This is a genomic window from Neisseria sp. 23W00296 (assembly GCF_044772855.1).
Classification (GTDB): Bacteria; Pseudomonadota; Gammaproteobacteria; order Burkholderiales; family Neisseriaceae; genus Neisseria.
On record NZ_CP173024.1, the window covers coordinates 1,095,093 to 1,120,209 of the forward strand.

At 59.7% G+C, this 25,117-nt stretch carries 25 protein-coding genes; 9 read left to right on the forward strand and 16 right to left on the reverse strand.

Annotated elements, in window-relative coordinates:
* Positions 1-38: 38 nt before the first annotated feature.
* From hflX to ACG2K1_RS05515, 5 genes are all read right to left on the reverse strand, one after another.
* Positions 39-1,199, reverse strand: a complete 1,161-nt coding sequence (gene hflX, locus ACG2K1_RS05495) for a GTPase HflX (protein ID WP_395428450.1) — start codon at positions 1,197-1,199, stop codon at positions 39-41.
* Between the two features lie 51 nt (positions 1,200-1,250).
* Positions 1,251-1,400 (reverse strand): hypothetical protein, encoded by a 150-nt coding sequence (locus ACG2K1_RS05500; RefSeq protein WP_395428451.1) that lies wholly within the window; start codon positions 1,398-1,400, stop codon positions 1,251-1,253.
* A gap of 222 nt (positions 1,401-1,622) precedes the next feature.
* A complete protein-coding gene (gene yegQ / locus ACG2K1_RS05505) occupies positions 1,623-2,978 on the reverse strand; it encodes a tRNA 5-hydroxyuridine modification protein YegQ (RefSeq protein ID WP_395428452.1) in 1,356 nt (451 codons plus the stop codon).
* A gap of 208 nt (positions 2,979-3,186) precedes the next feature.
* The gene (locus ACG2K1_RS05510) at positions 3,187-3,564 is read right to left on the reverse strand and encodes a hypothetical protein (RefSeq protein WP_009426542.1); all 378 of its coding nucleotides are present in this window, start codon (positions 3,562-3,564) and stop codon (positions 3,187-3,189) included.
* Between the two features lie 139 nt (positions 3,565-3,703).
* Positions 3,704-4,471, reverse strand: a complete 768-nt coding sequence (locus tag ACG2K1_RS05515) for a ThiF family adenylyltransferase (protein ID WP_094031077.1) — start codon at positions 4,469-4,471, stop codon at positions 3,704-3,706.
* A 119-nt stretch (positions 4,472-4,590) separates the two neighbouring features.
* On the opposite strand from ACG2K1_RS05515, the gene ACG2K1_RS05520 reads away from it, so the two are divergent.
* Together ACG2K1_RS05520 and ACG2K1_RS05525 are read left to right on the forward strand one after the other, a co-directional pair.
* Positions 4,591-5,064 (forward strand): universal stress protein, encoded by a 474-nt coding sequence (locus ACG2K1_RS05520; protein ID WP_009426538.1) that lies wholly within the window; start codon positions 4,591-4,593, stop codon positions 5,062-5,064.
* 335 nt (positions 5,065-5,399) lie between these two features.
* Positions 5,400-6,215: an undecaprenyl-diphosphate phosphatase gene (locus ACG2K1_RS05525; RefSeq protein WP_009426535.1), complete on the forward strand. Its 816-nt coding sequence runs from the start codon at positions 5,400-5,402 to the stop codon at positions 6,213-6,215.
* A gap of 229 nt (positions 6,216-6,444) precedes the next feature.
* Here the strand turns inward: ACG2K1_RS05525 and ACG2K1_RS05530 are convergent, their stop codons facing one another.
* The 7 genes from ACG2K1_RS05530 to rpe all read right to left on the reverse strand — a co-directional run bounded on the left by ACG2K1_RS05530 (position 6,445) and on the right by rpe (position 14,508).
* Positions 6,445-7,422 (reverse strand): tRNA-dihydrouridine synthase, encoded by a 978-nt coding sequence (locus tag ACG2K1_RS05530; RefSeq protein WP_036496293.1) that lies wholly within the window; start codon positions 7,420-7,422, stop codon positions 6,445-6,447.
* Between the two features lie 426 nt (positions 7,423-7,848).
* Entirely contained in the window at positions 7,849-8,457 is a 609-nt protein-coding gene (locus tag ACG2K1_RS05535; RefSeq protein WP_009426530.1) for a hypothetical protein, read from the reverse strand.
* Between the two features lie 120 nt (positions 8,458-8,577).
* Complete coding sequence (gene purF / locus ACG2K1_RS05540; RefSeq protein WP_395428453.1) at positions 8,578-10,116, reverse strand: amidophosphoribosyltransferase; 1,539 nt, start codon at positions 10,114-10,116, stop codon at positions 8,578-8,580.
* A gap of 18 nt (positions 10,117-10,134) precedes the next feature.
* Positions 10,135-10,623 (reverse strand): CvpA family protein, encoded by a 489-nt coding sequence (locus ACG2K1_RS05545; protein WP_395428454.1) that lies wholly within the window; start codon positions 10,621-10,623, stop codon positions 10,135-10,137.
* Between the two features lie 70 nt (positions 10,624-10,693).
* Positions 10,694-12,430, reverse strand: a complete 1,737-nt coding sequence (locus ACG2K1_RS05550; protein WP_395428455.1) for an SPOR domain-containing protein — start codon at positions 12,428-12,430, stop codon at positions 10,694-10,696.
* 18 nt (positions 12,431-12,448) lie between these two features.
* Positions 12,449-13,765, reverse strand: coding sequence for a bifunctional tetrahydrofolate synthase/dihydrofolate synthase (folC, locus tag ACG2K1_RS05555; protein ID WP_009426673.1), 1,317 nt, complete (start codon positions 13,763-13,765; stop codon positions 12,449-12,451).
* 62 nt (positions 13,766-13,827) lie between these two features.
* Positions 13,828-14,508, reverse strand: coding sequence for a ribulose-phosphate 3-epimerase (gene rpe, locus ACG2K1_RS05560; RefSeq protein ID WP_036496385.1), 681 nt, complete (start codon positions 14,506-14,508; stop codon positions 13,828-13,830).
* A gap of 246 nt (positions 14,509-14,754) precedes the next feature.
* Between rpe and ACG2K1_RS05565 the strand changes: the two genes are divergently transcribed.
* Positions 14,755-15,174 (forward strand): Spy/CpxP family protein refolding chaperone, encoded by a 420-nt coding sequence (locus ACG2K1_RS05565; protein ID WP_009426675.1) that lies wholly within the window; start codon positions 14,755-14,757, stop codon positions 15,172-15,174.
* Positions 15,175-15,256: 82 nt separating this feature from the next.
* On the opposite strand, the gene lipA is transcribed toward ACG2K1_RS05565, so the two are convergent.
* The 3 genes from lipA to ACG2K1_RS05580 are packed head-to-tail and all read right to left on the reverse strand — an operon-like array spanning position 15,257 to position 17,163.
* A complete protein-coding gene (gene lipA, locus ACG2K1_RS05570; RefSeq protein WP_009426676.1) occupies positions 15,257-16,255 on the reverse strand; it encodes a lipoyl synthase in 999 nt (332 codons plus the stop codon).
* Between the two features lie 24 nt (positions 16,256-16,279).
* Positions 16,280-16,894: a lipoyl(octanoyl) transferase LipB gene (gene lipB / locus ACG2K1_RS05575; protein WP_395428456.1), complete on the reverse strand. Its 615-nt coding sequence runs from the start codon at positions 16,892-16,894 to the stop codon at positions 16,280-16,282.
* Positions 16,894-17,163 carry a YbeD family protein gene (locus ACG2K1_RS05580; protein ID WP_395428457.1) on the reverse strand — a complete coding sequence of 90 codons (270 nt, stop codon included), beginning with the start codon at positions 17,161-17,163 and terminating at the stop codon, positions 16,894-16,896. The genes lipB and ACG2K1_RS05580 overlap by 1 nt, the downstream gene beginning before the upstream one ends.
* 195 nt (positions 17,164-17,358) lie before the next feature.
* Between ACG2K1_RS05580 and lon the strand changes: the two genes are divergently transcribed.
* Together lon and ACG2K1_RS05590 are read left to right on the forward strand one after the other, a co-directional pair.
* On the forward strand, positions 17,359-19,791 hold the full coding sequence (lon, locus tag ACG2K1_RS05585) for an endopeptidase La (RefSeq protein WP_395428458.1): 2,433 nt from the start codon (positions 17,359-17,361) through the stop codon (positions 19,789-19,791).
* Positions 19,792-19,982: 191 nt separating this feature from the next.
* Entirely contained in the window at positions 19,983-20,252 is a 270-nt protein-coding gene (locus ACG2K1_RS05590) for an HU family DNA-binding protein (protein ID WP_036496375.1), read from the forward strand.
* Between the two features lie 167 nt (positions 20,253-20,419).
* On the opposite strand, the gene ACG2K1_RS05595 is transcribed toward ACG2K1_RS05590, so the two are convergent.
* Positions 20,420-20,662 (reverse strand): glutaredoxin family protein, encoded by a 243-nt coding sequence (locus ACG2K1_RS05595; RefSeq protein WP_395428459.1) that lies wholly within the window; start codon positions 20,660-20,662, stop codon positions 20,420-20,422.
* 144 nt (positions 20,663-20,806) lie between these two features.
* On the opposite strand from ACG2K1_RS05595, the gene ACG2K1_RS05600 reads away from it, so the two are divergent.
* From ACG2K1_RS05600 to pheA, 4 genes are all read left to right on the forward strand, one after another.
* A complete protein-coding gene (locus tag ACG2K1_RS05600; RefSeq protein ID WP_395428460.1) occupies positions 20,807-21,937 on the forward strand; it encodes a M14-type cytosolic carboxypeptidase in 1,131 nt (376 codons plus the stop codon).
* A gap of 99 nt (positions 21,938-22,036) precedes the next feature.
* Complete coding sequence (locus ACG2K1_RS05605) at positions 22,037-22,909, forward strand: DMT family transporter (protein ID WP_009426683.1); 873 nt, start codon at positions 22,037-22,039, stop codon at positions 22,907-22,909.
* Between the two features lie 494 nt (positions 22,910-23,403).
* Entirely contained in the window at positions 23,404-23,835 is a 432-nt protein-coding gene (locus ACG2K1_RS05610; RefSeq protein ID WP_009426685.1) for an ester cyclase, read from the forward strand.
* 155 nt (positions 23,836-23,990) lie between these two features.
* On the forward strand, positions 23,991-25,073 hold the full coding sequence (gene pheA / locus ACG2K1_RS05615) for a prephenate dehydratase (protein ID WP_009426687.1): 1,083 nt from the start codon (positions 23,991-23,993) through the stop codon (positions 25,071-25,073).
* Positions 25,074-25,117: the final 44 nt, after the last annotated feature.

Sequence of the window (25,117 nt, forward strand, 5' to 3'; positions counted from 1 at the left end):
TCTGAAAAAAGCGGGTTCGTTAGGGAAACGGCGGCGGTTTACGGCTTGTAAAGGCCGTCTGAAAGGGCGAGTTCGATCAGGGCTTGGCGCAGTCCGTCCAGCCCTGCGCCGGTTTTGACGGAAATATTGACGGCGATGGGGCGGCCTTGGGCATTACGCAAGATGCCTGTGGGGCGGGTGTCGGGCGGCAGGAGGTCGGTTTTATTGTAGACCAAGAGCTGAGGGATGTCGCCCGCGCCGATTTCGGCGAGGACGCGGTTGACGTCGTCGGTTTGCCGCTCGTGGTCGTCACGCGAGGCGTCGATAACGTGGATGATAAGGTCGGCGAGGGCGGTTTCTTCGAGGGTGGCGGAAAAGGCGGCGACAAGGCCGTGCGGCAGGTCGCGCACGAAGCCGACGGTGTCGGTGAGGATAACGCTGGCTTCGGGCGAGAGATAGAGGCGGCGGGCGGTGGTGTCGAGGGTGGCGAAGAGCTGGTCTTTGGCGAAAACGTCGGCTTTGGTGAGGCGGTTGAACAGGCTGGATTTGCCGGTGTTGGTGTAGCCGGCAAGGGCGAAGGTGGGCAGGCTGCCGCTTTGGCGGGCTTTGCGGCGGGTGGCGCGCCCCCGTTTGACGGCCTCGAGGCGTTTTTTCAGGGCGGTGATTTTTTGGCCGATGAGGCGGCGGTCGGTTTCGAGCTGGGTTTCGCCCGGCCCTTTGAGGCCGATGCCGCCTTTTTGGCTTTGCAGGTGGCCGTAGCCGCGCACGAGGCGGCCGGAAAGGTGGGTGAGTTGGGCGAGTTCGACCTGCAAACGGCCTTCCTGGCTTTGCGCGCGTTGGGCGAAGATGGCGAGGATGAGGCCGACGCGGTCGAGCACGCGGCATTGCAGGATTTTTTCGAGGTTGCGCTCCTGCGTGGGGCTGAGTTCGTGGTTGAACACGGCCAGTTCGATGTTGTCGGCGGCGACGGCGGCGGCAAGTTCTTCGGCTTTGCCGGTGCCGACAAAAAGGGCGGTGTGGGCGCGGGCGCGTTTGGCGGTTTCGCAGCGCACGAGTTCGCCGCCGGTGGCGCTGACGAGTTCGGCGGCTTCGTCGAAGGCGGCGCGGAAGGCGCGTTCGCGGGTTTCGTTGGCGCCGCTGTAGTCGGCTTCGAGCATGACGCCGACGAGCATGATGCGTTCGGGTTTGCCCAGGGTTTTGTCGGGTCTGCGTTCGGACATGGGGTTTCCTTTGTTTAGGCCGTCTGAACGGGTTTCAGACGGCCTTTGCCGTTATTGGAAGGCGGCATACGCGCCGATGGCGGCGAGCACGCTGATGCCTATCCAAAGCGTGAGCTTGACGCTTGCCCACTGGTCTTCGTGCCAGCGGCCGAGCAGGGCGCTGAAGATATCGGGGTGAACGAGAGTTTGATGCTGTCCCACAGCTCTTCCCAATCGCCAAAGAGCAGCAGAAACAGCAGGTAGGCGGTAACAAGACCCGCGGCGATGGCTGCATATAAGGCCATTTTTCTTCCTTCGGACGAAGATACGGATGCGGCGGATTATATACGGAATGCTCTGTTTGCCATGCCGAGGCCGTCTGAAAAGGTTTTCAGACGGCCTTTGCTTTCAGACGGCCTTTTGCCGTTGCGGACGGCGGCGCGGTTACGGGTTGATGATTCTGGCCACCAGCGCCTTGTCCTGCCCCTGCATTCCCGGAATCTGCACCTGGATGCCGTTACCCGGGGCGACGTCGGCCGCTTCGCCGCCGCGTTTCATCGCCTGCAAGATAATGGTTTGGTTGCCCTGCGGGTGGATGATTTCCAGCGTGTCGCCGACGGCAAAGCGGTTTTTCACGTCCACCGTGGCCCAGCCGTCGGCGTCGATGGCGCTGACCTGGCCGACGTACTGGCTTTGCTTGGAGAGCGAATGGCCTTCGAGATAGTTTTGGTATTCCTGCGTTTGGTGGCGTTCGAGAAAACCGGTGGTGTAGCCGCGGTTGGCCAGGCCTTCGAGTTCGGCCAAGAGGCCGTAGTCGAAGGGGCGGCCGGCGACGGCGTCGTCGATGGCTTTGCGGTAGGCTTGGGCGACGCGGGCGACGTAGTAAACCGATTTGGTGCGGCCTTCCACTTTCAGGCTGTCCACGCCGATTTTTGCCAGTTCGGCCACCTGCTCGACGGCGCGCAGGTCTTTGGAATTCATAATATAGGTGCCGTGTTCGTCTTCCATAATCGGCATGTATTCGCCCGGGCGGTTGGACTCTTCGAGCAGGAAGATTTTGTCGGCTTTGGGGTGGCGTTTTTGGCCGTTGATGCCTTCAAAGGCCTGGTTGGCTTCTTCCTGCGCTTTGTTGAAGTCGAAGCCTTCGAGTAGTTTGGCATCGCCCATATCGTCGATTTGCGCGTCGTGGACTTTGTAGTCCCAGCGGCAGGAATTGGTGCAGGTGCCTTGGTTGGGGTCGCGGTGGTTGAAGTAGCCCGAAAGCAGGCAGCGGCCGGAATAGGCGATGCACAGGGCGCCGTGTACGAAAACTTCCAGTTCGATGTCCGGGCATTCCTGGCGGATTTCGGCGATTTCTTCCATCGACAATTCGCGCGACAGGATGATGCGTTCGACGCCGATTTTTTGCCAGAATTTCACGCCCCAATAATTGGTGGTATTGGCCTGCACGGACAGGTGTATCGGCATCTCCGGCCAGCGTTCGCGCGTAACCATAATCAGACCGGGGTCGGCCATAATCAGCGCGTCGGGCTTCATGGCGACAAGGGGTTCCATGTCGGCGACAAAGGTTTTGAGCTTGGAGTTGTGCGGCAGGGTGTTGCAGGTGAGAAAGAATTTTTTGCCGCGGCGGTGGGCTTCTTGGATGCCGTCTGAAAGCACATCGAGCTTGGCGAATTCGTTGTTGCGGGCGCGCAGCGAATAGCGCGGGCTGCCGGCATAAACGGCATCCGCGCCGTAATCGAAGGCGGTGCGCATGCGCTCGGGGCCGCCGGCGGGCAGCAGGAGTTCGGGAGATTTCATGGTGTTTGTGCTGTGTTTGGTGTGGTGAAACGGTTTTCAGGCTGCCTTGGGATGTGAAGGCAGCCTGAAAGGTTTGAAAACGTCTGAAAACAAGGATTTCAAGCGGGGCGGATTATCCGCGCTTTCGCCGGCGGCGGCAAGGTTCAGACGGCCTTTGAGGCCGTCTGAAAAAGGGTTGTTTAAAAGGAAGGCGGGCTTTCAGACGGCCTCACCACCACCAGGGCCCCCACGGGCGCGGGCCGTACCACCAGTCGTCGTAGTAGCTGTAGCGGCGCAGGTCTGCCAGGCGCTGCTCGGCGGTGTAGGTCTGCCAGGCCATGCGGTAGCAGGCTTGGAACATTTTGTCTTCCACTTTGTCGATGTAGGCGAGGCGGAAGGCCTGTTTTTCTTTGGCGTTTGCACCGGTTTGCCCGTCGAACTGGCGGCGCATCAGGGCGGCGGTGCCGGGGTCGCACTGGGCGGCGAGGGCGACTTGCAGGTTTTGCCGGGCGCGGATTTGCGCGGCTTCGCGCTCGGCGCGCTGCTCGGGGGTGAGGGCGCAGGCGGCGAGGAGGACGAGTGCGGCGGCGGGGAGGATGGGTTTCATGCGGCTGCTCCTTTGCGGTTGGGTGGAAAAACGGCGGGCGGTTTGTGTTTTTGCTTTTAACTTCGTTGAAGCTGCGCTTTCAGACGGCCTGTTTCTGTGTGTCCATTATCGCGCTTTGCGCCTTGGCGGCAAAGGGTGTTTACGGTTTTTGCGACACGATGTGCTCGACAGCGGCTTGGGCGCAGTAGAGGCCGAAGGCGGCGGTCACCAGCATGCTGGCGCCGTAGCCCGCGCAGGAGAGTCCCTGCGGCGCGGTGTCGCAGGCGGCTGCGGTTTGCGGCGGAGTGGTGTTTTCGAGGGAATAGACGCAGGGGACGCGCATTTTCTGTTTGGGGTCGCGCGAAAAGCCGTAGCGGCGGCGCAGGGTGTAGCGCAGGTTGGCTAAGAGCGGGTCGTGGGTGACGGCGGAGAGGTCGGCAGTGCGGATGTGGGCGGGGTTGCGTTGTCCGCCCGCGCCGCCGCTCAATACGAAGGGCTGGCCGCTGTGCACGAAATGGGCGGCCATGGCGGCTTTGACGCGCACTTGGTCGATGGCGTCGATCACGAAGCCGAAAGGCCGTCTGAAAATCTCGTGCAGGTTTTCTTCGGTGACGAAGTCTTCGATTTCGCTGACGCGGCAGGCGGGGTTGATTTGGCCGATGCGTTCGGCCAGGGCGGTGGTTTTGGCTTTGCCGAAGTTGTCGGTAAGGGCGTGGAGCTGGCGGTTGACGTTGGACTCGGCGACGTTGTCCAAATCGATCAGGGTGAGCGCACCGACGCCGGATCGGGCGAGGGCTTCCGCCGCCCACGAGCCGACGCCGCCGAGGCCGACGACGCAGACGTGCGCCTGCGTCAGGCGTTGCAGGGCGGGTTGGCCGTAGAGGCGGGCGATGCCGCCGAAGCGGCGGGAGGGTGGGGAATCGGTCATTGCGTGAGGTCAAATCAAAACGGAAAAAATGCGCATCTTGCGCGCGGGCTGGATTATACTGCGCGTCCTGCGGCCTGTCCGCAGGACAAAGTCCTATATCAACGTCAAGGAGAGTTTTTATGTATAAGCATCTGGTGGTAGCGGTAGACGGCAGCGAAACTTCTGCCAACGCCTTGAAACACGCATGCAGCGTGGCGGCTGCGGGCAAGGCCCGTCTGACTTTGGTACACGTTGCCAATCCCGCCGAATACATGGCGCTCGCGCCGGAGTTTTTGCAGCAGGACAGCTATGAGGAGGCTGCCATTGCCAACGGCAACGAGGTGCTTTCGGCCGCTTTGGAAATCACCAACGGCGCGGAAGCGGGCATTGCGGGCGTGAGCACGCACCTGCTTTTGGCGAACAAGGGCGCGCGCGAGATGGCGCAGGAGCTGGTGGATTATGCCGACCAGCAGGGCGCCGACCTTTTGGTTTTGGGTACGCACGGCCGCACGGGTCTGATGCACCTGTTGATGGGCAGCTTCGCGGAAACCGTGATGCGCCAGAGCCATCTGCCGCTTTTGATTATCCGCAGCGAGCCGACCGACGAGGAATAAGGCGCGGCGCCTGTCTGCCGTATCAAAGTTAAAGAGGCCGTCTGAAAACCGCCGCCGCGTGCGGAGGGTTTTCAGACGGCCTTTGTACGCCTAAGGATGTGCAGGCCATCCGTTTCAAAAGCCAGATGCCGACATATAGTGAAACAAAATAGGAAAGATACAAGGCAGCAAGCCGCAGACAGTACAAGTAGTACGGCAAGGCGCAGCAACGCCGTAGATTTTCGTGTTGGTTCACTATACTCTGAGGCCGTCTGAAAGGCGCGGCTGTCGTTTTCAGACGGCCTCTTTGCCGAAATCGGGTAGAATCCGCCCTTTTTTCCGTTTGCGAGTGTTGTATGTCAGATATTTTGAAAGCCGCGCTGTTCGGCATTGTGGAGGGCATTACCGAGTGGCTGCCCGTCAGTTCCACCGGCCATATGATTCTGCTGGACGAGTTTGTGCGGCTCGATGTGTCGCCCGAATTTTGGAAAATGTTCCTCGTCGTGATCCAGCTCGGCGCGATTGCGGCGGTGGCCGTTTTGTATTTCGACAAGCTGTGGCCGTTTGCGCGCGGCCTGCGCCTGAAACGCGAAGCCGTGCCGCTGTGGAGCAAAATCCTCCTCGCCTGCGTGCCCGCCGCCGTGGTCGGCCTGTCGCTGAACGACTGGATAGACAGCCATTTTTACAATCCGTGGACGGTGGCGGTGATGCTGATTGTGTTCGGCATCGCCTTTATCGTTGTCGAAAACCGTAACAAACACCATAGGCCGAAAACCGTCGATCTGACAGGCATTTCCTACACGCAGGCGCTGTGGGTGGGGCTGTTTCAGGTGATTGCCGCCGTGCTGCCCGGTACCAGCCGTTCGGGGGCGACAATTTTGGGCGGCATTGCCGTCGGCCTCAGCCGCGAAGTGGCGGCGGAATTTACCTTTTTTCTCGCCGTGCCCGTGATGTTCGGCGCCAGCCTGCTGAAAATCGCCAAACACGGCCTGTCGTTTACCGCGCACGAAGCGGGAGTTTTGGCCTGCGGCATGATTGTCAGCTTCGTCGTCAGCATTCTCGCCATCAAATTCCTGATGGCCTATATCAAGCGGCACGATTTCAAAATCTTCGGCTGGTACAGAATCGTGCTCGGCGCTTTGGTGCTGCTGTATTTCGCCGCTTTGAAATAAGGCCGTCTGAAAAAGGCTTGAGGCCGTCTGAATGGTTTTCAGACGGCCTCTTTATGTTTGGCGGACTTAGGGTCTGTTTACAATTGGTATTGCGGCGGCTTTAACGCCATAAAACGGCATCTGCCGCGTTGAAAATACCCGCCTATGGGCAGCATAGGCTCGCATTTTCGCCTTGCATCTGCCGCTTTCTGACGCAAAATCCGCTACGCAAACCAATTGCAAACAGCCCCTAATCCTGCGCTTGAAAATCCGCCAGCGCCGCCTGCACCGCCGCCGCGTCTTTAAGCGTGCGCAAAACGGCAAACAGCCGCTCCGCCTGCGGCTCGGCCTGTTTCATCATGCCCAGCCACTGTTTCAGGCGGGCGACGGCGTATTTTTCGCTGCCGCCTGCCGCATCCAGACACAGGCCGACAAACAGCCGTATCCAGTTTAGCGTTTCGGCAAAGGGCATTTCCGCCGCCGCTTGGCCGTTTTCGTAAGCCTTAATCTGCCGCGCCAGCCCGGGGCGGATCACTGCGCCGCGCCCGATCATGATGCCGGTGCAGCCGCTTTCGCGTTTGATGTCGAGATAGTCTTGCAGCGTGAACACGTCGCCGTTGGCCGTGACGGGAATGTCCACCGCCGAGGCGATTTTCTTTACCCAGCCCCAATGCGCGGGCGGCTCGTAGCCTTCGACCTTGGTGCGGGCGTGGACGGTGAGGGCGCAGGCGCCGCCTTCTGCGATGGCCTGCGCGTTTTCCAGCGCCAGCGATTTGTCGTCGAAACCGAGGCGCATTTTGCCGGTGAGCGGGATGTGCGCGGGCAGGGCGCGGCGCAGGGTTTTGACGATGTGGTGCACGCGCTCGGGTTCTTTGAGCAGCACCGCGCCGCCCTGGTGTTTGTTGACCGTGGGCGCGGGGCAGCCGAAGTTGAGGTCGATTTTTTCCGCGCCGAAGCGCACGGCTTCCAGCGCGTTGGCCGCCATGTTGTCCGCGTCGCTGCCCAAAAGCTGGACGGTGCAGGGCACGCCCGAGGGGGTGCGGTTGCCGTGCGCCATTTCGGGCGCGTGTTTGAGCCAGGTGGCGCGGGAGTGGACGGTGTGCGTGATGCGGACGAACTCGCTGACGCATTCGTCGAAGCCGCCGATGCGGGTGAGCAGGTCGCGCATCGGCGCGTCGGCCAGCCCCTGCATGGGGGCGAGTATCAGGTAGCACGGATTGTCGGTCATGGCATTGGGCGGGAGTCGGAAAAAGGGGCGGATTATAGCCCGATTGGCGCACGGCCGCGCCGCAGGTTTGCCGCGCAGACCATGAAGCGGGTTGAGGCCGTTCCCGCCAGTGCGGAAATGATGTTTCCGAAAGTGGGAAACGGCGGTACCTGCCGCACCGCGCGGTATTTTCAGACGGCCTCAATCTGTTTTGTCTGCGGCACGGAGGTTTGGAACAGAGAGGGCTATGAGGCCGTCTGAAAACGGAAAATGGCGGTAGGCGCTGCGATACGCGGCATTTTTCAGACGGCCTCTGTCCGTCGGCGGAGCGGCGGGGACGTTCCCGTCTTTGTGATAGTGTCGTTTCTGAAAGCGGAGTTTCGACGAAGTGAAAAAGAGGCCGTCTGAAAGCGCTTGGCGGTTTCAGACGGCCTTTCGTGTTGCACTCTAGCGCGTGCGTTTGTAGAAGGCCATGTTCTGCTCGGCGGCGTCTTGCGCCAGCTCGCGGTTTTGGCGGTAGAGGTCTTTGTATTTTTCCTGGAGCTGTTCGTCGCTGAGGCCGTTGTCCTGTTCTTTGATTTGGATTTCGAAGAGTTCGATGTCGGTTTTGAATTTTTTAATCCATAGGTCGCGCAGGGCGGAGGTTTCTTTGTCCTGCACTTTCAGATCTTGCAGCTTGGCAACGGCGTCTTGGTAGACTTGGATGTTGCTGCGGTAGATTTCGACGGTGAGGCGGTTGCGGCGGGCTTTGTCGGCGGTTTTGCGGATTTCTTCGACTTTGCGGCGCATGTCGTCGGAATCGAGATACAGCGAGCTTTGTGTGCCGATTTCTTCTATGGTTTTGAGCAGCAGCAGTGCGTCGGCTTTGAAGGCTGGGTCTTCCTGTTTGCCCGCGGATGCTGCGGACGGTGCGGAGGCGCCGTGCGGCGTGGCTTCTGTGGGGGCGGGCGACGAGGCCGGCGCAGCGGGAGCGGCGGGCGTGTCGGCCGGTTGCGGCTGGCAGGCGGCCAGGGCGATGGCGGAGAGTAAAGCGCTGAGGGGCAGGGCGGGTTTCATTTTTTGTTTTTTCTCTTTCTGTCGTTAGGTTGCGGGGGAAGGGAAATCCGGCATTGCGCCTTGACGAAGCCTGAGGCCGTCTGAAAAACGCGCTATGCCGGGGCTGGGGTTTCAGACGGCCTATTCTTCATTGCCGTCTTCGACGCGCACGCTGTGGTCGATCAGGCCGGAGCGGACGAAGGCGGCGGCGCCGGAGGATTTGCTGTCGGAGAGGCGTTGCAGATAGGCTTCGTCGATGTCGCCGGTGAGGTAGCGGCCGCTGAAACAGGAATCGTCGAAGCCTTCGATGGCGGGATTCATGCCGAGGATAACGTTTTCGAGGTCGGCAAGATTTTGGAAGACGCAGCCGTCGGCGCCGATTTCTGCGGCGATTTGGGCGGCGCTGCGGCCGTTGGCGATGAGTTCTTCGCGGGTGGGCATGTCGATGCCGTAGACGTTGGGGTAGCGCACTTCGGGGGCGGCGGAGGCGAAATAGACTTTTTTCGCGCCGGCGGCTTTGGCCATTTCGACGATTTCGCGGCTGGTGGTGCCGCGTACGATGGAGTCGTCGACAAGGAGGATGTTTTTGCCTTTGAATTCGCTGTCCATCGGGTTGAGTTTCTGGCGCACGGATTTTTTGCGCGTGGCCTGGCCGGGCATGATGAAGGTGCGGCCGATGTAGCGGTTTTTGATGAAGCCTTCGCGGTAGGGTTTGCCGAGGTGGGCGGCCAGCTCCATCGCGCTGGGGCGGCTGGTGTCGGGGATGGGCATGACGACGTCGATGTCGGCCGGGTCGATTTCGCTTTTCACTTTTTCGGCAAGGGCGACTCCCATGTTGACGCGCGCCTGGTAGACGGACACGCCGTCGATAACGGAATCTGGACGGGCGAAGTAGACGTATTCGAACAGGCAGGGGGCGAGCTTGGGTGCGTCGGCGCATTGGCGGCTGTAGAGCCTGCCGTCGTTGCTGATGAAGACGGCTTCGCCGGGGGCGATGTCGCGCACAAGTTCGTAGGCGAGGCTGTTGAACACGACGGATTCGGAGGCCACCGCCCAGTCGGTCTGCCCTTTTTCATTGATATTTCTGCCCAGGGCGAGCGGGCGGATGCCGAAGGGGTCGCGGAAGGCGAGCAGGCCGTAGCCGGCAATCAGGGCGACGACGCCGTAGGCGCCGCGCACGAGTTTGTGCAGGCTGGAAACGGCGTTGAAGATGTGATCGACGGACAATTCGTGGCTGCTCGACGCGGTCACTTCGCGGCGCAACTCGTGTGCCAGTACGTTGAGCAGCACTTCGGAGTCGGAGCCGGTATTGACGTGGCGCAGGTGTTTGTCGCACACGCTTTGGTAAAGCTCGTCGGTGTTGGTGAGGTTGCCGTTGTGCGCCAGCACGATGCCGAAGGGGGAGCTGACGTAAAACGGCTGCGCTTCGGCCGTGCTGCCCGCATTGCCTGCCGTGGGATAGCGGACGTGGCCGATGCCGGTGTTGCCGGTCAGCTCGCGCATGTTGCGGGTGCGGAACACTTCGCGCACCATGCCTTTGCCTTTGTGCATGTGGAAGGTCTGGCCTTCCAGCGTGGCGATTCCCGCCGCATCCTGCCCCCTGTGTTGGAGCATTTGCAGGCCGTCATACAATAATTGGTTTACCGGTTCGTGGGCCACCAGGCCGAAAACACCGCACATCGCTTCGTCTCCAAAAAGTTAGTATTTGATTTTGCCCGCCAGATAATCGGGCAGATAGGGCACGGCCAATTCGGCCGCGCTCTCGAAAAAGGGGGCGCTTTGCGCGCTGCGCCAATCCTCGCTCTGCGGCAGGTCGGTGAAGGCGCACGCCAGTACCGCCAGCGTCACCAGCACGCCGCCGCGCAGTGTGCCGTAGAACGTGCCGAGCAGGCGGTTGATGCCGCCCAGCCCCACCGCTTTCGCTCCGCCGGTCAGCAGCGGGCGCAGCAGCGACATCGCCAGCATCACGGCAATAAAGGCGGCGACAAAGCCGGCGGCCGTAGCCAGAACGGGCGGCTGTATCACCGACAAAACCGATGCGCCCAGCGGGGCGGCGGCGATTTTGGCAACGGCCAGCGCCAGCAGCCAGGTGATAAGCGACAAAAGTTCGCTGATGATGCCGCGCACGGTGGCGGACACCGCCGACAGGGCGATGACGGACAGGGCGAAAATATCGAATAGGGACATAGGGACAAATCGGAAAAACGGGGAAGAGGCCGTCTGAAAAGGCGCTTGGCTCTTTCAGACGGCCTCTCGGTCATTTGCCCAGCACCACCGCGCCGTCCAAACCCTGCATTCTGATGCGGGCCAGTGCTTTTTGCGCGGCTTCCTGATTGGGGAATGAGCCTGTACGGACGCGGTAGACTTTGCCGTTTGCGGTGTCCGCTTCGCTGATGGAGGCGCTGTATCCGGCGTCGGCCAGGCGCTGCTGGATTTTTTTCGCCTGCTCCTGCGAGCGGTAGGCGCCTGTTTGAATCATGGCGCGGCGGCCTTTTTGGTTTTCCAAAACCGCCTGCGGATCGGACTTGGCGGACTTGCCTTTGTTGTCGAGAGCCTGCTGTGCCCGGTTGTCGGCCTTTTTCGCCTCGGCCTGTTTTTTCTTCTGCTCGGCAATGCGTTTTTCTTCGGCTGCTTTTTTCGCTTCGGCCTGCTGCTTCTCGACTTCCTGACGTTTTTTCTGCTCGGCCAGGCGTTTTTCCTCAGCCTGTTTTTTGGCGTCCTGCTGCTTTTTCTGTTCGGCCAAACGTTTTTCTTCGGCGGCCTTTTTCGCTTCGGCCTGTTTTTTCAACTCGGCCTGACGTTTGGCTTCGGCATGCTGTTTTTCGGCTTCCTGCCGTTTTTTCTGTTCGGCCAGACGTTTTTCTTCGGCGGCCTTTTTCGCTTCGGCCTGTTTTTTCAACTCGGCCTGACGTTTGGCTTCGGCCTGCTGTTTTTCGGCTTCCTGCCGTTTTTTCTGTTCGGCCAGGCGTTTTCCCTCAGCCGCCTTTTTCGCTTCGGCTTGTTTTTTCAACTCGGCCTGACGCTTGGCTTCGGCCTGCTGTTTTTCGGCTTCCTGACGCTTTTTCTGCTCGGCAAGACGTTTCTCCTCAGTCTGTTTTTTGGCTTCCAGTTGCTTTTTCTGATCGGCCAGGCGTCTTTCTTCGGCCTGTTTTTGTTCTTCCCGGCGTTTTTTCAGTTCCGCCAAACGTTTTTCCTCGGCGGCCTGTTTGGCTTCTTCGCGTTTTTGCGTTTCGGCAAGGCGTTTTTCTTCGGCGGCTTTGCGTGCTTCGGCACGTTTTTTCAATTCCGCTTCTTTGCGCGCTTGGGCAAGCTCTTCCTGTTTCAGGCGGGCCTCGCGATCGGCGGCGCGTTTTTCTTCGGCGCGGCGTTTGCGCTCTTCTTTGCTGCGTTCTTCAGCCAGTTTTTGTTCCCGAACGGCTTTTTCTTCGGCGGCAATGCGCTCGGCTTCGGCGCGGCGTTCCGCTTCTTCGCGCTGTTTTTCCTGTGCCAGCCGTTTGGCTTCGGCGGCTTTCTCGGCTTCTTTGCGTTTGGCTTTTTCCGCTGCCTGTTTGTTGGTGTTGTTGATGGTAACGACGGGTTCGCTGCCGCGGTCGTAGCGGGCGGGTTCGGCTTTTTTGACGACGGTGCGCACCGAGCCGTCGGCATCGGTCTGTTCGACGGTTTCCTGCCCTTCTTTCAATTCGTATACGGGTTTGGCTTCTGCCGGTTTGGCTTCGGGGACGGGATCGGACGGCATCTCGAAAGTGTCGTTGGCCGAATCGTCCTGTTCGGCAGGTTCTTCGGGCTGGTCGGGCGGCAGCGTCAGGGGTTCGGGTTGGGGAGCGGCGGCAACGGTTGCGGGTTCGGCGGGAGCGTCTTCGCTGCCGCTGCCGACTGCCGCACCGAATACGATGCCTGCGACGACAACCATGGCCGATGCGCCGACCAGGCGGCGGCGGTTTTTGCGTTTGAGTTGCTCGTATTCGTTCATGCTGTCCAGTCGTTTGTCTGCCATTTTGCTTCCCGTTGTGTGTTATTCCGCTGCGTGGCGGCCTGTCGGTTTTTCGCTGAGGTTCATCACTTCGGCTACGGTGTGGAAGGAGCCGAAGGCGGCGATTCTATCATTTTCCGTACTGTCGGCAAACGCCGCGCGGTAGGCGTCGGCAACGCTGTCGAAGGTGCGGATTTCGGTGATGCCGTGCGCTTGAAGTTTGGCGGCAATGTCTTGGGCGCTCATGCCGCGCGGCAGGTGCAGGGGGGCGGCGTACCAGATGTCAAACTGGTCTTTGAGGATGTCGATGACGCCGTCTATGTCTTTGTCGGAGAGCATGGAAAATACGGCGGTGCGTTTTTGCGCGAAGGGCAGGCCGATCAGGCTTTGGCGCATGGCGCGGGCGGCGTGGGGATTGTGGCCGACGTCCCACACGGTGAGCGGGCGGCCGGGCAGCACTTGGAAGCGGCCGGGGTTTTCCGCCATCAATAGGCCGCGTTTGATGGCGCCGATGTCGATGGGCAGTTTGCCGTTGAGGCATTCGACGGCGGCGAGGGCGGCGGCAGCGTTGGCAAGCTGGTAGCCGCCGCGCAGGGCGGGCATGGGCAGGGCGTTGCGGTTGCGTTTGAGGCCGTCTGAAAACAGACTGCTGTTTTCGGGATGGAAGCGGAACGACCATTGCTGGTTTTCCAGTTTGACAAAGCCGAAGTCGCGCTTGGCGATAAGCAGGTCGGTGTTTGTTTGGCGTGCGTGTTCGATGAGGGACTGCGGCGGTGGGTTTTGGCTGATAACGGCGGGGCGGCCGTTGCGGAAGATGCCGGCTTTTTCGTAGCCGACCTGTTCGACGGTGTCGCCGAGAAAGGCCTGATGGTCGAGATCGATACTGGTAACGACGGCGACGTCGCCGTCAAAAACATTGACGGCGTCCAAGCGGCCGCCGAGGCCGACTTCGAGAATCATGATGTCGACCTGTTCGCGGATGAAGATGTCGATGGCGGCGAGGGTGTTGAATTCGAAATAGGTGAGGGAGATGTCGCCGCGTGCGGCTTCGATGCGCTCGAAGGATGCGGTGATGAGGCCGTCTGAAACGGGCTCGCCGTTGAGGGCGATGCGCTCGTTGTAGCGCAGCAGGTGGGGACTGGTGAGGGTGCCGGTTTTGAAACCGGCTTCTTTGTAAATGTGCGTGAGAAAGGCGCAGACCGAGCCTTTGCCGTTGGTGCCCGCCACGACGATGACGGGGCAGGCGGGGTTCAGCGCCATGCGCCGTTTCACTTCGCCGACGCGATCCAAGCCCATGTCTATCGGGCCGTTGCTGTGGGCGGTTTCCAAGTGGGCAAGCCATTCGGTGAGGGTTTTCATAATCTGCTTTCGTGTTTGATAAAAGGACGTCTGAAAAGCTTTGCTCAGGCGGCGGAAGTTTTTCAGACGGCCTTAGCCAGCTCTGCGCGCATGTCGTCGATAACGGCGCGGTAGTCGGGTTGGCCGAAAATGGCCGAACCGGCGACAAAGGTGTCTGCGCCTGCTGCGGCTATTTCGGCAATGTTGGCGGTTTTGACGCCGCCGTCCACTTCGATGGCGATGTGCCGCCCGCTGCGTTCGCGGTAGCGGTCGAGCAGGGCGCGGGTTTGACGGATTTTTTCCAGCGTGTGCGGGATAAAGCTCTGGCCGCCGAAGCCGGGGTTGACCGACATCAGCAGCACCATATCGAGGCGGTCGAGCACGTTTTCCAATACGGAAACGGAGGTAGCGGGGTTGAGTACCAGCCCGGCTTGGCAGCCGTGTTCGCGTATCAGGCTGAGGCTGCGGTCGACATGGCGGCTGGCTTCGGGGTGGAAGGTAATGATGCCGGCGCCCGCTTTGGCGAAGGCATGAATCAAATCGTCCACCGGTTCTACCATCAGGTGGATGTCTACCGGCACGGAGGCGTAAGGCTTGATGGCGGCGCAGACCATCGGGCCGAAGGTGAGGTTGGGCACGTAATGGTTGTCCATCACATCGAAATGGATCAGATCCGCTCCCGCTTCGATAACGCGGGAAACTTCTTCGCCCAAGCGGGCAAAATCGGCCGACAAAATGCTGGGAGCGATACGGAATTTGTACATGGGTTCCTCTGTTTTCGGGCACAGCCCGTTTAAAATTTTCAGACGGCATAAAAAGCGGTGCGATTGCATTTTTGCAACATAAAATTCTGCCACTCGGCATTTTGCGGGCACAATTGCCATAGTATTCAGTCAATCACGGTTTGTTTTACGCAAGTTTACGGCTATTATACCGCGATTGACGGGCTGCTCCTTTATATTTCCACCCTGATTTTCCCCGCCTGTCAGACCAAGCCGAGAAAGAACAAAGTGCTTACCTATCTATCACGCCGAACGCTCTGTGCCGCTGCCGTTTCCGGTTTTCTGTGCGGCCTCCCTCCCGCCGCTTTCGCGCTGAACATCCAAGATTTCCACACCAACTGCGACATCCGCCAACTCAATCTGTCCCGCGAACAATACGACGAGCTGCGTACCCTGCGCGGCGAATACAAGCAGGCGGCGGAACGCCTGGTTCAGGACAACCGCCGTTCCGAACGCAGCCGGCGCGACAGCCTGCTGAGGATTCTGTCCGCGCCGCAGTTCGACGAGCGTCAGGCGCACCGCTATGTTGTCGAACGTTACGAAGCCGGCTTGCAGTTTGCCGTTGACGAGATGGCCGTCCAGCATAAGTTTTACCAGTTGCTTAATCCCGCCCAGCAAAGGCTGTGGATTCAGAAGTGCCTGCACTGAACGGTTCGCGCCGATGAGGTCATTCCCAATCCGAACAAAAAGCCCGATTGTTATCGGGCTTTTCTGTATCTTGCACCTATCGTCAATGATGGCCGCAGGGTGTGGATTTGCTTTGTTCGCGTAGGGCTTCGGCGGCCTGTTCGTCGGCGTGGTAGCTGGAGCGCACCATCGCGCCGCAGGCGGCGTTTTGGAAACCTTTGCCGTAGGCTTCGCGCTCGAACTGTTTGAACATGTCGGGCGTAACGTAGCGCAAAACGGGCAGGTGGCCGTCTGAAGGCTGCAAATATTGGCCGATGGTAATCATTTCGACATTGTGTGCACGCATGTCGTCCATGATTTCGCGCACTTCGTCGTCGGTTTCGCCCAAGCCGACCATGATGCCCGATTTGGTGGGAACGCCGGGCTGCATTTCCTTGTAGCGGCGCAGCAGTTCGAGCGAGTGTTTGTAGTCCGCGCCCGGACGCGCCATTTTGTAGAGGCGCGGATGGGTTTCGAGGTTGTGGTTCATCACGTCGGGTGGGGTTTCGGCTAGGATTTTGAGGGCGATGTCGAGACGGCCGCGGAAGTCGGGTACGAGAATCTCGATTTTGGTGTGCGGGCTGGTCTGGCGGATGGCGGTGATGCAGTCGGCAAAGTGTTGGGCACCGCCGTCGCGCAAGTCGTCGCGGTCGACGGAAGTAATGACGACGTAGCGCAAATTCATCGCGCGTACGGAGTTGGCGAGGTTTTGCGGCTCTTCGGGATCGAGCGGGTTGGGGCGGCCGTGGCCGACGGCACAGAAGGGGCAGCGGCGGGTGCACATGTCGCCCATAATCATGAAGGTAGCTGTGCCCTTGCTGAAACATTCGCTGATGTTGGGGCAGGCGGCTTCTTCGCAGACAGTGTGCATTTTCTGTTCGCGCAGGATGTCTTTAATCTCAAAGAATTTTTTCGGATTGGGCAGCTTGGCGCGTATCCATTCGGGCTTTTTCAGCTTCTGCTCGGGCTGGACGACTTTGATGGGAATGCGGGCGGTTTTCGCCGCACCGGTATGTTTGACGCCTTGTCGGTTGTCGAGGGGATTGGTGGTTTCGGTACTCATGGTGTGTCTTTCGTTTTTTGGTTTTCAGACGACCTCAGCCGCCAGATTTTTGTTCAGCAGTGCGGTCAGTTTGCCGGCCACGTCGGCAAGGGCGGGGCAGGGGCTGACGTGGTCGGCGATTTGCGTCATTTGCAGTCCGGCATAACCGCAGGGATTGATATGGGCGAACGGAGCCAAGTCCATGTTCACATTGAGGGCGAGACCGTGGTAAACCGAGCCGTTTTTGATGCGCAGGCCGAGGGAGGCGATTTTTTTGCCGTCTACATAAACGCCGGGGCGCTGGGGATCGGCAGCCGATTCGATGCCGTAGTCGGCGAGGGTGGCGATGATGCTGTTTTCCAAAGCGGAGACGATGTTGCGGACGCCGGTTTTGCGCCGTTTGAAATCGATCATGGTGTAGACGACGAGCTGGCCGGGGCCGTGGTAGGTAATCTGGCCGCCGCGGTCGATTTGGACGACGGGGATGTCTGCGGCATCCAGCAGGTGTTCGGCCTTGCCCGCCAGCCCCTGCGTGAAAACGGGGTTGTGTTCGACAACCCATAATTCGTCTTCCGTATCGGCGCTGCGGTTGCTGTTGAAAGCTTTCATGGCTTCAAAAACGGGCAAATAGTCGCGGCGGCCGAGTTCTACGGTTTTCATCACAACACCACTTTCACCAGCGGGTGCGCGGTCAGGCTGCGGTAGATGTTGTCGAGGTGTTCTTGGTTTTGCGCCTGCACGGTAACGGTGGCGGAGAGGTAGTTGCCGCCGCTGCTGGGGCGGCTTGTGATATGCGCTTCGCCGGTGTCGGGCGCGTGTTCCTGCACGGCTTTGAGGATTGCGGGCAGGAAGTCGGGGTGTTGCGCGCCCATGACTTTGATGGGGAAGGCGCAGGGGAAATCGATGAGTTTTTCTGTTTGCGGCGTCATGGTTTTATCCTGGTTTGTTTTCAGACGGCCTGTGCGGGATGCGGAGGCCGTCTGAAAAACAGCGGGGCGTATTCTAACGCAATCGGGGTGCAAAGTCTGCCGCGAGATAAGTTTCAGACGGCCTCTTTTCAAGTCTTGAAAAAAACGCCGCCAGCCCAATTTGGCGGCCTTGAATTTGGTAAAGGAAGAAAAACTATGGCTAAAACACAATTCTCAGAAGATTACCGCGCCCTGGCACTGCTGCCGCTGCGCGATGTGGTGGTGTATCCGCATATGGTGCTGCCGCTGTTTGTCGGCCGTGCGAAATCGATTGCGGCTTTGGAAAAAGCAATGGAAAACGACGAGCCGGTTTTCCTTTTGGCGCAGAAAAACCCCAACGACGAAGAGCCGCAGGCCGCCGATCTCCACAAGATGGGCACGATTGCCAACATCCTGCAAGTATTGAAACTGCCGGACGGCACGGTAAAAGTACTGGTGGAAGGCATCAGCCGCGCCCGTGCACTGTCGGTGGAAAGTAACGGCGACTATTTCTTCGCCCAAGTGGAAGCTGCCGAAGAAGGCGTTTCCGAAGGCCGCGATATGGAAGCCCTGCGCCGCACGCTGCTGAACGAGTTCGAGCAGTTTGCCAAGCTGAACAAGAAAATCCCCGCCGAAGTGCTGGGCACGATTTCGGGTATCGAAGACAACGGCCGTCTGACCGACACCGTGGCCGCGCATCTGCAACTGAAACTGGAATTGCGCCAGGAGGTGCTCAACCGCGTGGATGTGGCCGAAAGGATGGAGTTCCTGCTCGGACAACTCGATGCCGAGCTGGACATTCTGCAAGTGGAAAAACGCATCCGCGGACGCGTCAAACGCCAAATGGAGAAATCGCAGCGCGAGTATTACCTGAACGAGCAGGTCAAAGCCATCCATAAGGAATTGGGCGAGGAAGACGAGCGTGCCGAACTCGACAAACTCGAAACGCAGATACGCGAAGCGGGCATGAGCAAGGAAGCGGAAGAAAAAGCGCTTTCGGAGTTGAAAAAGCTGCGGATGATGCCGCCGATGTCGGCCGAGTCAACCGTGGTGCGCAACTATATAGATACGCTGCTCGAATTGCCGTGGAAGAAAAAAACGCGCGTTATCAAAGATATTGCCAAAGCCGATTTGGTGTTGGATGCCGACCACTACGGTTTGGAAAAAGTGAAAGAGCGCATCTTGGAATACTTGGCCGTGCAAAAACGCAGCGACAAGCTCAAAGGGCCGATTTTGTGCCTCGTCGGCCCTCCGGGCGTGGGCAAAACCTCGCTCGGCCAGTCCATCGCCAAAGCCACCGGCCGTAAATACGTGCGCATGGCCTTGGGCGGCGTGCGTGACGAGAGCGAAATCCGCGGCCACCGCCGCACTTACATCGGCTCGATGCCTGGCAAAATCATCCAAGGCATGATTAAGGCCGGTGTGAAAAACCCGTTGTTCCTGCTCGACGAAATCGACAAACTCGGCAACGATTTCCGCGGCGATCCGTCCAGCGCGCTGCTGGAAGTGCTCGACCCCGAACAAAACAGCGCTTTCGCCGACCACTTCGTCGAAGTGGACTACGACTTGAGCGACGTGCTCTTTATCGCCACGTCCAACAGCATGAACATTCCGTCGGCGCTGCTCGACCGCATGGAAATCATCCGCCTGTCGGGCTACACCGAAGACGAAAAAGTCAGCATTGCCATGCAGTATCTCGTACCCAAACAGATGGAACGCAACGGCGTGCGCGAGGGCGAAATGGACATCCGCGAAGAAGCCGTGCGCGACATCGTGCGCTACTACACCCGCGAGGCGGGCGTGCGTTCGCTCGATCGCGAAATCGCCAAAATCTGCCGCAAAGGCGTGATGGCGGCGCAGCTGGCGGAAGATGCGGGCAAGGGTGCAGGCAAGCCCGAAGCCATTGTGGTGGACTCGCAAAACCTGAGCAGTTATCTAGGCGTGCGCCGCTTCGATTTCGGCGTCGCCGAAAGCGAAAACCGCATCGGCCAGGTAACCGGCCTTGCCTGGACGGAAGTCGGCGGCGAACTGCTCACCATCGAAGCCGTCGCCCTCAAAGGCAAAGGCAACATCGTGCGTACCGGCAAACTGGGCGACGTGATGCAGGAATCCATCACCGCCGCATGGAGCGTCGTCCGCTCCCGCGCCGAAGCACTCGGCCTTGCACCCGACTTTTACGAAAAAAGCGACATCCACGTCCACGTTCCCGAAGGGGCGACACCAAAAGACGGCCCGAGCGCGGGCATCGGCATGACGCTGGCGATGGTTTCCGCCTTCACCAATATTCCCGTGCGTGCCGACGTAGCCATGACCGGCGAAATCACCCTGCGCGGCGAGGTGCTGCCCATCGGCGGCTTGAAAGAAAAACTGCTGGCCGCTCTGCGCGGCGGTATCAAACATGTGCTGATTCCGCAGGGCAACGTGAAGGATTTGGAGGAAATTCCCGCCAATGTGAAGGAAGGTTTGGAAATCCATCCCGTCAAATGGATAGACGAAGTGCTGGAGCTGGGTTTGGAATACCGTCCCGAGCCTTTTAAAGCGGAAGCGGCGGCAGATGCTGCAACCAATGCTTCCGAGGCAAAGTCAAGCGTAAAAGCGCGCAAACACTGACGCAGGCGGCGTTTTGTTGCAAAACGCCGCAACGGCGGGCGATTAGGCCGGAAATGTCCGCCGTTTGTGCGTTTTGCCTTGACACGGCAAATTCAGCCTTGCTATAAAGGCGCGTCATATCCATCCGCATTCCGATGCCGTCCGGGTTTCGGAATTCTTCATTTTCTCAAAACGACAGAAAGGGACTTATCGTGAACAAGTCTGAATTGATCGAAGCAATGGCTCAAGAGGCCGACATCTCCAAGGGCGCCGCCGCCAAAGCTCTGGACGGTATGGTAAATGCCATTACCGAAGCCCTGAAAAAAGGCGACACCGTCACATTGGTCGGTTTCGGTTCTTTCTACGTCGGCGAACGCGCCGAGCGCCAAGGCCGCAATCCCAAAACCGGCGAGCCGCTCACCATCGCCGCTGCCAAAACTCCGAAATTTCGTGCCGGCAAATCCCTGAAAGACGCGCTGTAAACCATAGGCAGGATGCCCGAATCCAGACAAGAGGCCGTCTGAAAAACCCGGTTCCCAAAAACCGGTTTTTCAGACGGCCTTCTTTATGTCTGCCGTATTGGATCACATAAAACCCATGCCGCCCTGTCACAAAGGGCAGGGCGGTTTAACCCGTCGAAACCGCGCTTTCAGACGGCCTTTGCCGCCAGATGCGCGCGCAGCTTCGCTTCGTCCAAATGCCAGTGGCAGATTTCCGTTTCGCCGTCGAGCAGCACGGGCACAAGTTCGTTGTATTTCTCTTCCAACAGCGGATCGTCGTCGACATCGAAAATTTCCAAGGCGAAGCCGTATTCTTCCTGCAAAGGCTTGAGCGCGTCGCGCATGGCGTGGCACAGGCTGCAGTATTCGCGGAACATCAGGGTCAGTTTCATGGCGGTTTCCTGTTTTAACTTTATTGAAGCTGTGCTTTCAGACGGCCGCGATTATACAGGCCGCCTGAAAGGCCGAATATGGCGGCACAGCGCGGGAAAACCTATAATGCCGCCTTTTGCCAACCGCCCTCCACGGGATATGCCATGCTGAAAATCTCCACCCGCTTCCACGCCGGTTCGGTCATTGTCAACGACCTGTCCGACCCGCAAAACATCCGCCTCGCCCTGCGTCCCGACAACGCCGCCGCCTTCGCCCAATGGTTTTATTTCCGATTGCAGGGCGCGGCCTACCAAAACTGCGTCATGCATTTTGAAAACGCCGCCTCCGCCGCCTATCCCGAAGGCTGGCAGGACTATCAGGCGCGCGCCTCCTACGACAGGCAAAACTGGTTCTGCGTGCCGACAAGCTACGAAAACGGCGTGCTCACCATCAACCACACCCCCCTGTCCAACAGCGTCTACTACGCCTATTTCGAACCCTATTCCGGCGAGCAGCACCTCAACCTGCTGGGCGATGCGCAGGGCAGCGGCCTGTGCCAGATTGACGATCTGGGCAGCACCGTCGAAGGGCGCGACATCAACCTGCTCACCATCGGCAACCAGGTCGAAAGCGATTTGAAAATATGGATCACCGCCCGCCAGCACCCCGGTGAAACCATGGCTGAATGGTTTGTCGAAGGGCTGCTCGGCCGCCTGCTCGACCCGCAGGACCCCACCGCCCGCGCCCTGCTCGATCAGGCGACGTTTTACATCGTGCCCAATATGAATCCCGACGGCGCGGCACTGGGCAACCTGCGCACCAACGCCGCCGGCGCCAACCTCAACCGCGAATGGGCCGACCCTTCGGCCGAGCGCAGCCCCGAAGTGTTTTACGTGCGCGAAAAAATGCTGGAAACCGGCGTCGACCTCTTTCTCGACATCCACGGCGACGAAAGCCTGCCCTATATCTTCGTTGCCGGTACGGAAGGCGTGCCGACGTATAACGTGCGCATCGCCGGACTGGAAAACCGTTTCAAAGCCGCCTTCGCCGCCGCCAGCCCCGATTTCCAAGACGAGGAGGGCTATCCGAAAGCCGCGCCGGGCGAGGCTGATTTGAGTTGGGCGAACAACTGGGTCGGCAACCGCTTCCAATGCCTGTCGTACACGCTGGAAATGCCGTTCAAAGACAATGACAACCTGCCCGACGACGATTTCGGCTGGAACGGCCAACGCTCCCTGCGCCTGGGCGAGGCCGTACTCTCGGCGGTGCTGAACGTGCTGCCCGATTTGCGTTAAACATCAAAAAACCGCACGCTAGGCCGTCTGAAAGCCGTCGGTATACTTTCAGAAACGTCATCCCCGCGAAGGCGGGAACGGCCTTATTCAGGAAAAAACATGCACTATCTCATCATCAGCATCTGTTGCAGCGTCGCCGTGTCCGTCCTGCTGAAAATGGCGCGCAAACAGAAAATCGACATCGGCCAGGCCGTCGGCGTCAACTACATTGCCGCCGTCGGCCTCACCGTCTGGTTTTTGCAGCCCGACACCGCCAACTGGCGGCAATACCTGCCGACCTGGTGGCTGTTTGCCGCGCTGGGCGTGCTGCTGCCCTCGGTGTTCGTCGCCATGGGGCGGGCGGTGGACGCGGCGGGCATCGTCAAATCCGACGCGGCGCAGCGGCTGTCGCTGTTTCTGCCCGTGCTGGCGTCGTTTGCATTGTTCGGCGAAAAATTGGGCGAAGGGCGGCTGATCGGTTTGGTGCTGGCCTTTGCCGCGCTTGCCTGCCTGCTGTGGAAACAGGAAGGCGGCAAAAAGGGCGCGTCGTGGCAGGGCGCGGGGCTGCTGCTGGCCGTTTGGGCGGGCTACGGCGTGATCGATATTCTGTTCAAACAGCTTGCCAAAAGCGGCACGGCTTTTGCGGGCAACCTGTTGGTGGCCTTCGCGCTGGCAGGCGTGCTGATGTTCGGCTGGCTTTTCGCGCAACGCACCAAATGGACGGGCACGGGCATAGTCGGCGGCCTGCTGCTGGGCTGCCTGAATTTCGGCAACATTCTGTCCTATATCCGCGCCCATCAGGCACTGGCCGACAGCCCGACGCTGGTATTCGCGGGCATGAATATCGGCGTTATCGTCTGCGGCACGCTGGCGGGCGCGCTGCTGTTCAAGGAAAAGATTTCCACCGTCAACGCGGCGGGCATCGCGCTGGCCGTCTGCGCCGTCGCCTGCCTGTTTTACTGGCCGCAGTTCTCGGCGCTGTTGGGCAGATAGGCCGTCTGAAATGCGTTAAGGCCGTCTGAAAAACACTTTTCAGACGGCCTCTGCCTTTGCAAAACCCGTTTCCGTCCGACCCGTTTCAAAAAGACAGAAAGGCCGTCTGAAATGTGTCGAGGCCGTCTGAAAAATGTTTTTTCAGACGGCCTTCAAGTTTCCCCGCCGCACAACAGGCAGGCAAAAAAACGGTGTGGCGGTTTTGCCTGCCACACCCAAACACACACACATCAAGAGGAAAGGAAAGAAAAATTTATCCGGCGGTTGAAACGGCGTTGTTCGTCGGATGGGCGCATTATAGGGACTTTCGCCGTGCGGGCTTTGACGCAGGTCAAGGTTAGTCGCGGCAAAGTGCAAATTCACGGCGCGCGGGCGTTTATTCCTACGGTATGCCGTTTTTGCGTGGCCGGTTTTTCCGACTACATCCGATTACAAAAGAGCGCTTTCGCGGTATGATGCGCGCCGACCGACAAAGGATAAGATAAGGAGAAACCATGAGCCAGATCGGCAACCATGCCTTCATGTGCAGATTCGCGGAGCTGCTGAACACCGCCTCGCCCAAGCTTGCCTGCGATCTGATTGCGCCCGATGCCGCCTTCGATTCCGTTATCACCGGCAAATCGCATATCGGCGCGGAAGGCTATCTGGAAATCCTCGCCGCGTTGAAAACCGGTTTTCCTGACGCGTATTGGGATTTGCAGGAAGTGGTGGGCGAGGGCAACGTGTTTGCCGCCCGCTTCAATATATCCGGCACGCATTCGGGCGTTTTTCAGGGTATAGCCCCCACGGGCAGGGAAGTGCGCATCTGCGCCACCAATATCTACCGCCTCAAACACGGAAAGCTGGTGCGCGAGTTCGACCAGTTCGACAACCTGTCGCTGATGTGGCAGATGGGCGTTTACCCGCCGATGCCCGGCGCGCGTTAGGCCGGCGCCGGCGCAAGAGGCCGTCTGAAACCTGCCGCAGGGCTCCGGCTCTGTCGGTCTTCGTTTTCAGACGGCCTTTTGTTTGTGGAGGCCGTCTGAAAATTTTTACGGTAGAATACGCCGCTTCGCGCAACCGTCCGAAAGGAGTTTTCCGAATGAATGCCGAACAGGAAAAACAGCTTTTGCCGCACCGCAACGCCATCGACGAAATCGACGACGCCGTGCTGGAACTGTTAAACCAACGCGCCGTCCACGCCCGCGCCATCGGCGAACTCAAAGGCACGGGCGTGGTATACCGCCCCGAGCGCGAAGCGCAGGTGCTGCGGCGGATCAAAGAATTGAACCGGGGGCCGCTGTCCGACGAAGGCGTGGCGCGGCTCTTTCGCGAAGTGATGAGCGAATGCCTCGCCGTCGAACGCCCGCTTACCGTCGCCTACCTCGGCCCGGAAGGCACCTTCACCCAGCAGGCCGCCGTCAAACACTTCGGCCACGCCGCCAACACCGTCGGCTGCGCTTCCGTCGACGAATGTATGCGCCAGGCCGAAGCCGACCAGGCTGACTACGCCGTCGTGCCGGTGGAAAACTCCACCGAAGGCTCGGTCGGCCGCACCCTCGATCTGCTCGTTTCCTCGCCGCTCAAAGCCTGCGGCGAAGTCGTTTTGCGCATCCACCACCAGCTGCTGCGCAAACGCGAAGGCTGGGAGGGCGCCGACACCGTCTACGCCCACGCGCAGGCGCTGGCGCAGTGCCACGACTGGCTGAACAAACACCTGCCGCCGCACATCCGCCGCGTCGCCGTGTCGAGCAACGCCGAAGCCGCCCGCATGGCGGCGGAAGACGGCGGCTCGCTGGCCATCGCCGGCGCCGCTGCCGCCGAACGCTACGGCCTCGTCGCCCTCGCCCGCAACATCGAAGACGAACCCGACAACACCACCCGCTTTCTTGTCCTCGGCAAACAGTCCACCTTCCCCAGCGGGCAGGACAAAACCTCGCTGCTCTTTTCCACGCCCAACCGCGCCGGTTCGGCCGCCGCCCTGCTTGCGCCGTTCAGCGAAGCGGGCATTTCCATGAGCAAATTCGAAAGCCGCCCGAGCAAAACCGGCCTGTGGGAATACGTTTTCTTCATCGACATCGAAGGCCACCGCGACGACGAACGCGTCCGCGCCGTGCTCGAACGCTTCGCCGAACGCAATGTTTTCGTCAAAATCATCGGCTCGTATCCCGTGGCCGTGCTATAGGGGCTGTTGGCATCCCAACCTTTCAGACGGCCTAAACCCGACAA

Bases quoted from the DNA above. Each gene is read 5' to 3' on its own strand.
- ACG2K1_RS05535 (WP_009426530.1), bottom strand. From the start codon at position 8,457: ATGAAACCCGCCCTGCCCCTCAGCGCTTTACTCTCCGCCATCGCCCTG.
- ACG2K1_RS05530 (WP_036496293.1), bottom strand. From the start codon at position 7,422: ATGACCGACAATCCGTGCTACCTGATACTCGCCCCCATGCAGGGGCTG.
- ACG2K1_RS05525 (WP_009426535.1), top strand. From the start codon at position 5,400: ATGTCAGATATTTTGAAAGCCGCGCTGTTCGGCATTGTGGAGGGCATT.
- ACG2K1_RS05510 (WP_009426542.1), bottom strand. From the start codon at position 3,564: ATGAAACCCATCCTCCCCGCCGCCGCACTCGTCCTCCTCGCCGCCTGC.
- ACG2K1_RS05595 (WP_395428459.1), bottom strand. From the start codon at position 20,662: ATGAAACTGACCCTGATGTTCCGCGAATACTGCAGCCTGTGCCACGCC.
- ACG2K1_RS05600 (WP_395428460.1), top strand. From the start codon at position 20,807: ATGCTGAAAATCTCCACCCGCTTCCACGCCGGTTCGGTCATTGTCAAC.
- ACG2K1_RS05550 (WP_395428455.1), bottom strand. From the start codon at position 12,430: ATGGCAGACAAACGACTGGACAGCATGAACGAATACGAGCAACTCAAA.
- ACG2K1_RS05610 (WP_009426685.1), top strand. From the start codon at position 23,404: ATGAGCCAGATCGGCAACCATGCCTTCATGTGCAGATTCGCGGAGCTG.
- hflX (WP_395428450.1), bottom strand. From the start codon at position 1,199: ATGTCCGAACGCAGACCCGACAAAACCCTGGGCAAACCCGAACGCATC.
- ACG2K1_RS05520 (WP_009426538.1), top strand. From the start codon at position 4,591: ATGTATAAGCATCTGGTGGTAGCGGTAGACGGCAGCGAAACTTCTGCC.
- ACG2K1_RS05580 (WP_395428457.1), bottom strand. From the start codon at position 17,163: ATGACGCCGCAAACAGAAAAACTCATCGATTTCCCCTGCGCCTTCCCC.
- lipB (WP_395428456.1), bottom strand. From the start codon at position 16,894: ATGAAAACCGTAGAACTCGGCCGCCGCGACTATTTGCCCGTTTTTGAA.
- lon (WP_395428458.1), top strand. From the start codon at position 17,359: ATGGCTAAAACACAATTCTCAGAAGATTACCGCGCCCTGGCACTGCTG.
- ACG2K1_RS05605 (WP_009426683.1), top strand. From the start codon at position 22,037: ATGCACTATCTCATCATCAGCATCTGTTGCAGCGTCGCCGTGTCCGTC.
- ACG2K1_RS05515 (WP_094031077.1), bottom strand. From the start codon at position 4,471: ATGACCGATTCCCCACCCTCCCGCCGCTTCGGCGGCATCGCCCGCCTC.
- pheA (WP_009426687.1), top strand. From the start codon at position 23,991: ATGAATGCCGAACAGGAAAAACAGCTTTTGCCGCACCGCAACGCCATC.
- purF (WP_395428453.1), bottom strand. From the start codon at position 10,116: ATGTGCGGTGTTTTCGGCCTGGTGGCCCACGAACCGGTAAACCAATTA.
- folC (WP_009426673.1), bottom strand. From the start codon at position 13,765: ATGAAAACCCTCACCGAATGGCTTGCCCACTTGGAAACCGCCCACAGC.
- lipA (WP_009426676.1), bottom strand. From the start codon at position 16,255: ATGAGTACCGAAACCACCAATCCCCTCGACAACCGACAAGGCGTCAAA.
- yegQ (WP_395428452.1), bottom strand. From the start codon at position 2,978: ATGAAATCTCCCGAACTCCTGCTGCCCGCCGGCGGCCCCGAGCGCATG.
- rpe (WP_036496385.1), bottom strand. From the start codon at position 14,508: ATGTACAAATTCCGTATCGCTCCCAGCATTTTGTCGGCCGATTTTGCC.
- ACG2K1_RS05545 (WP_395428454.1), bottom strand. From the start codon at position 10,623: ATGTCCCTATTCGATATTTTCGCCCTGTCCGTCATCGCCCTGTCGGCG.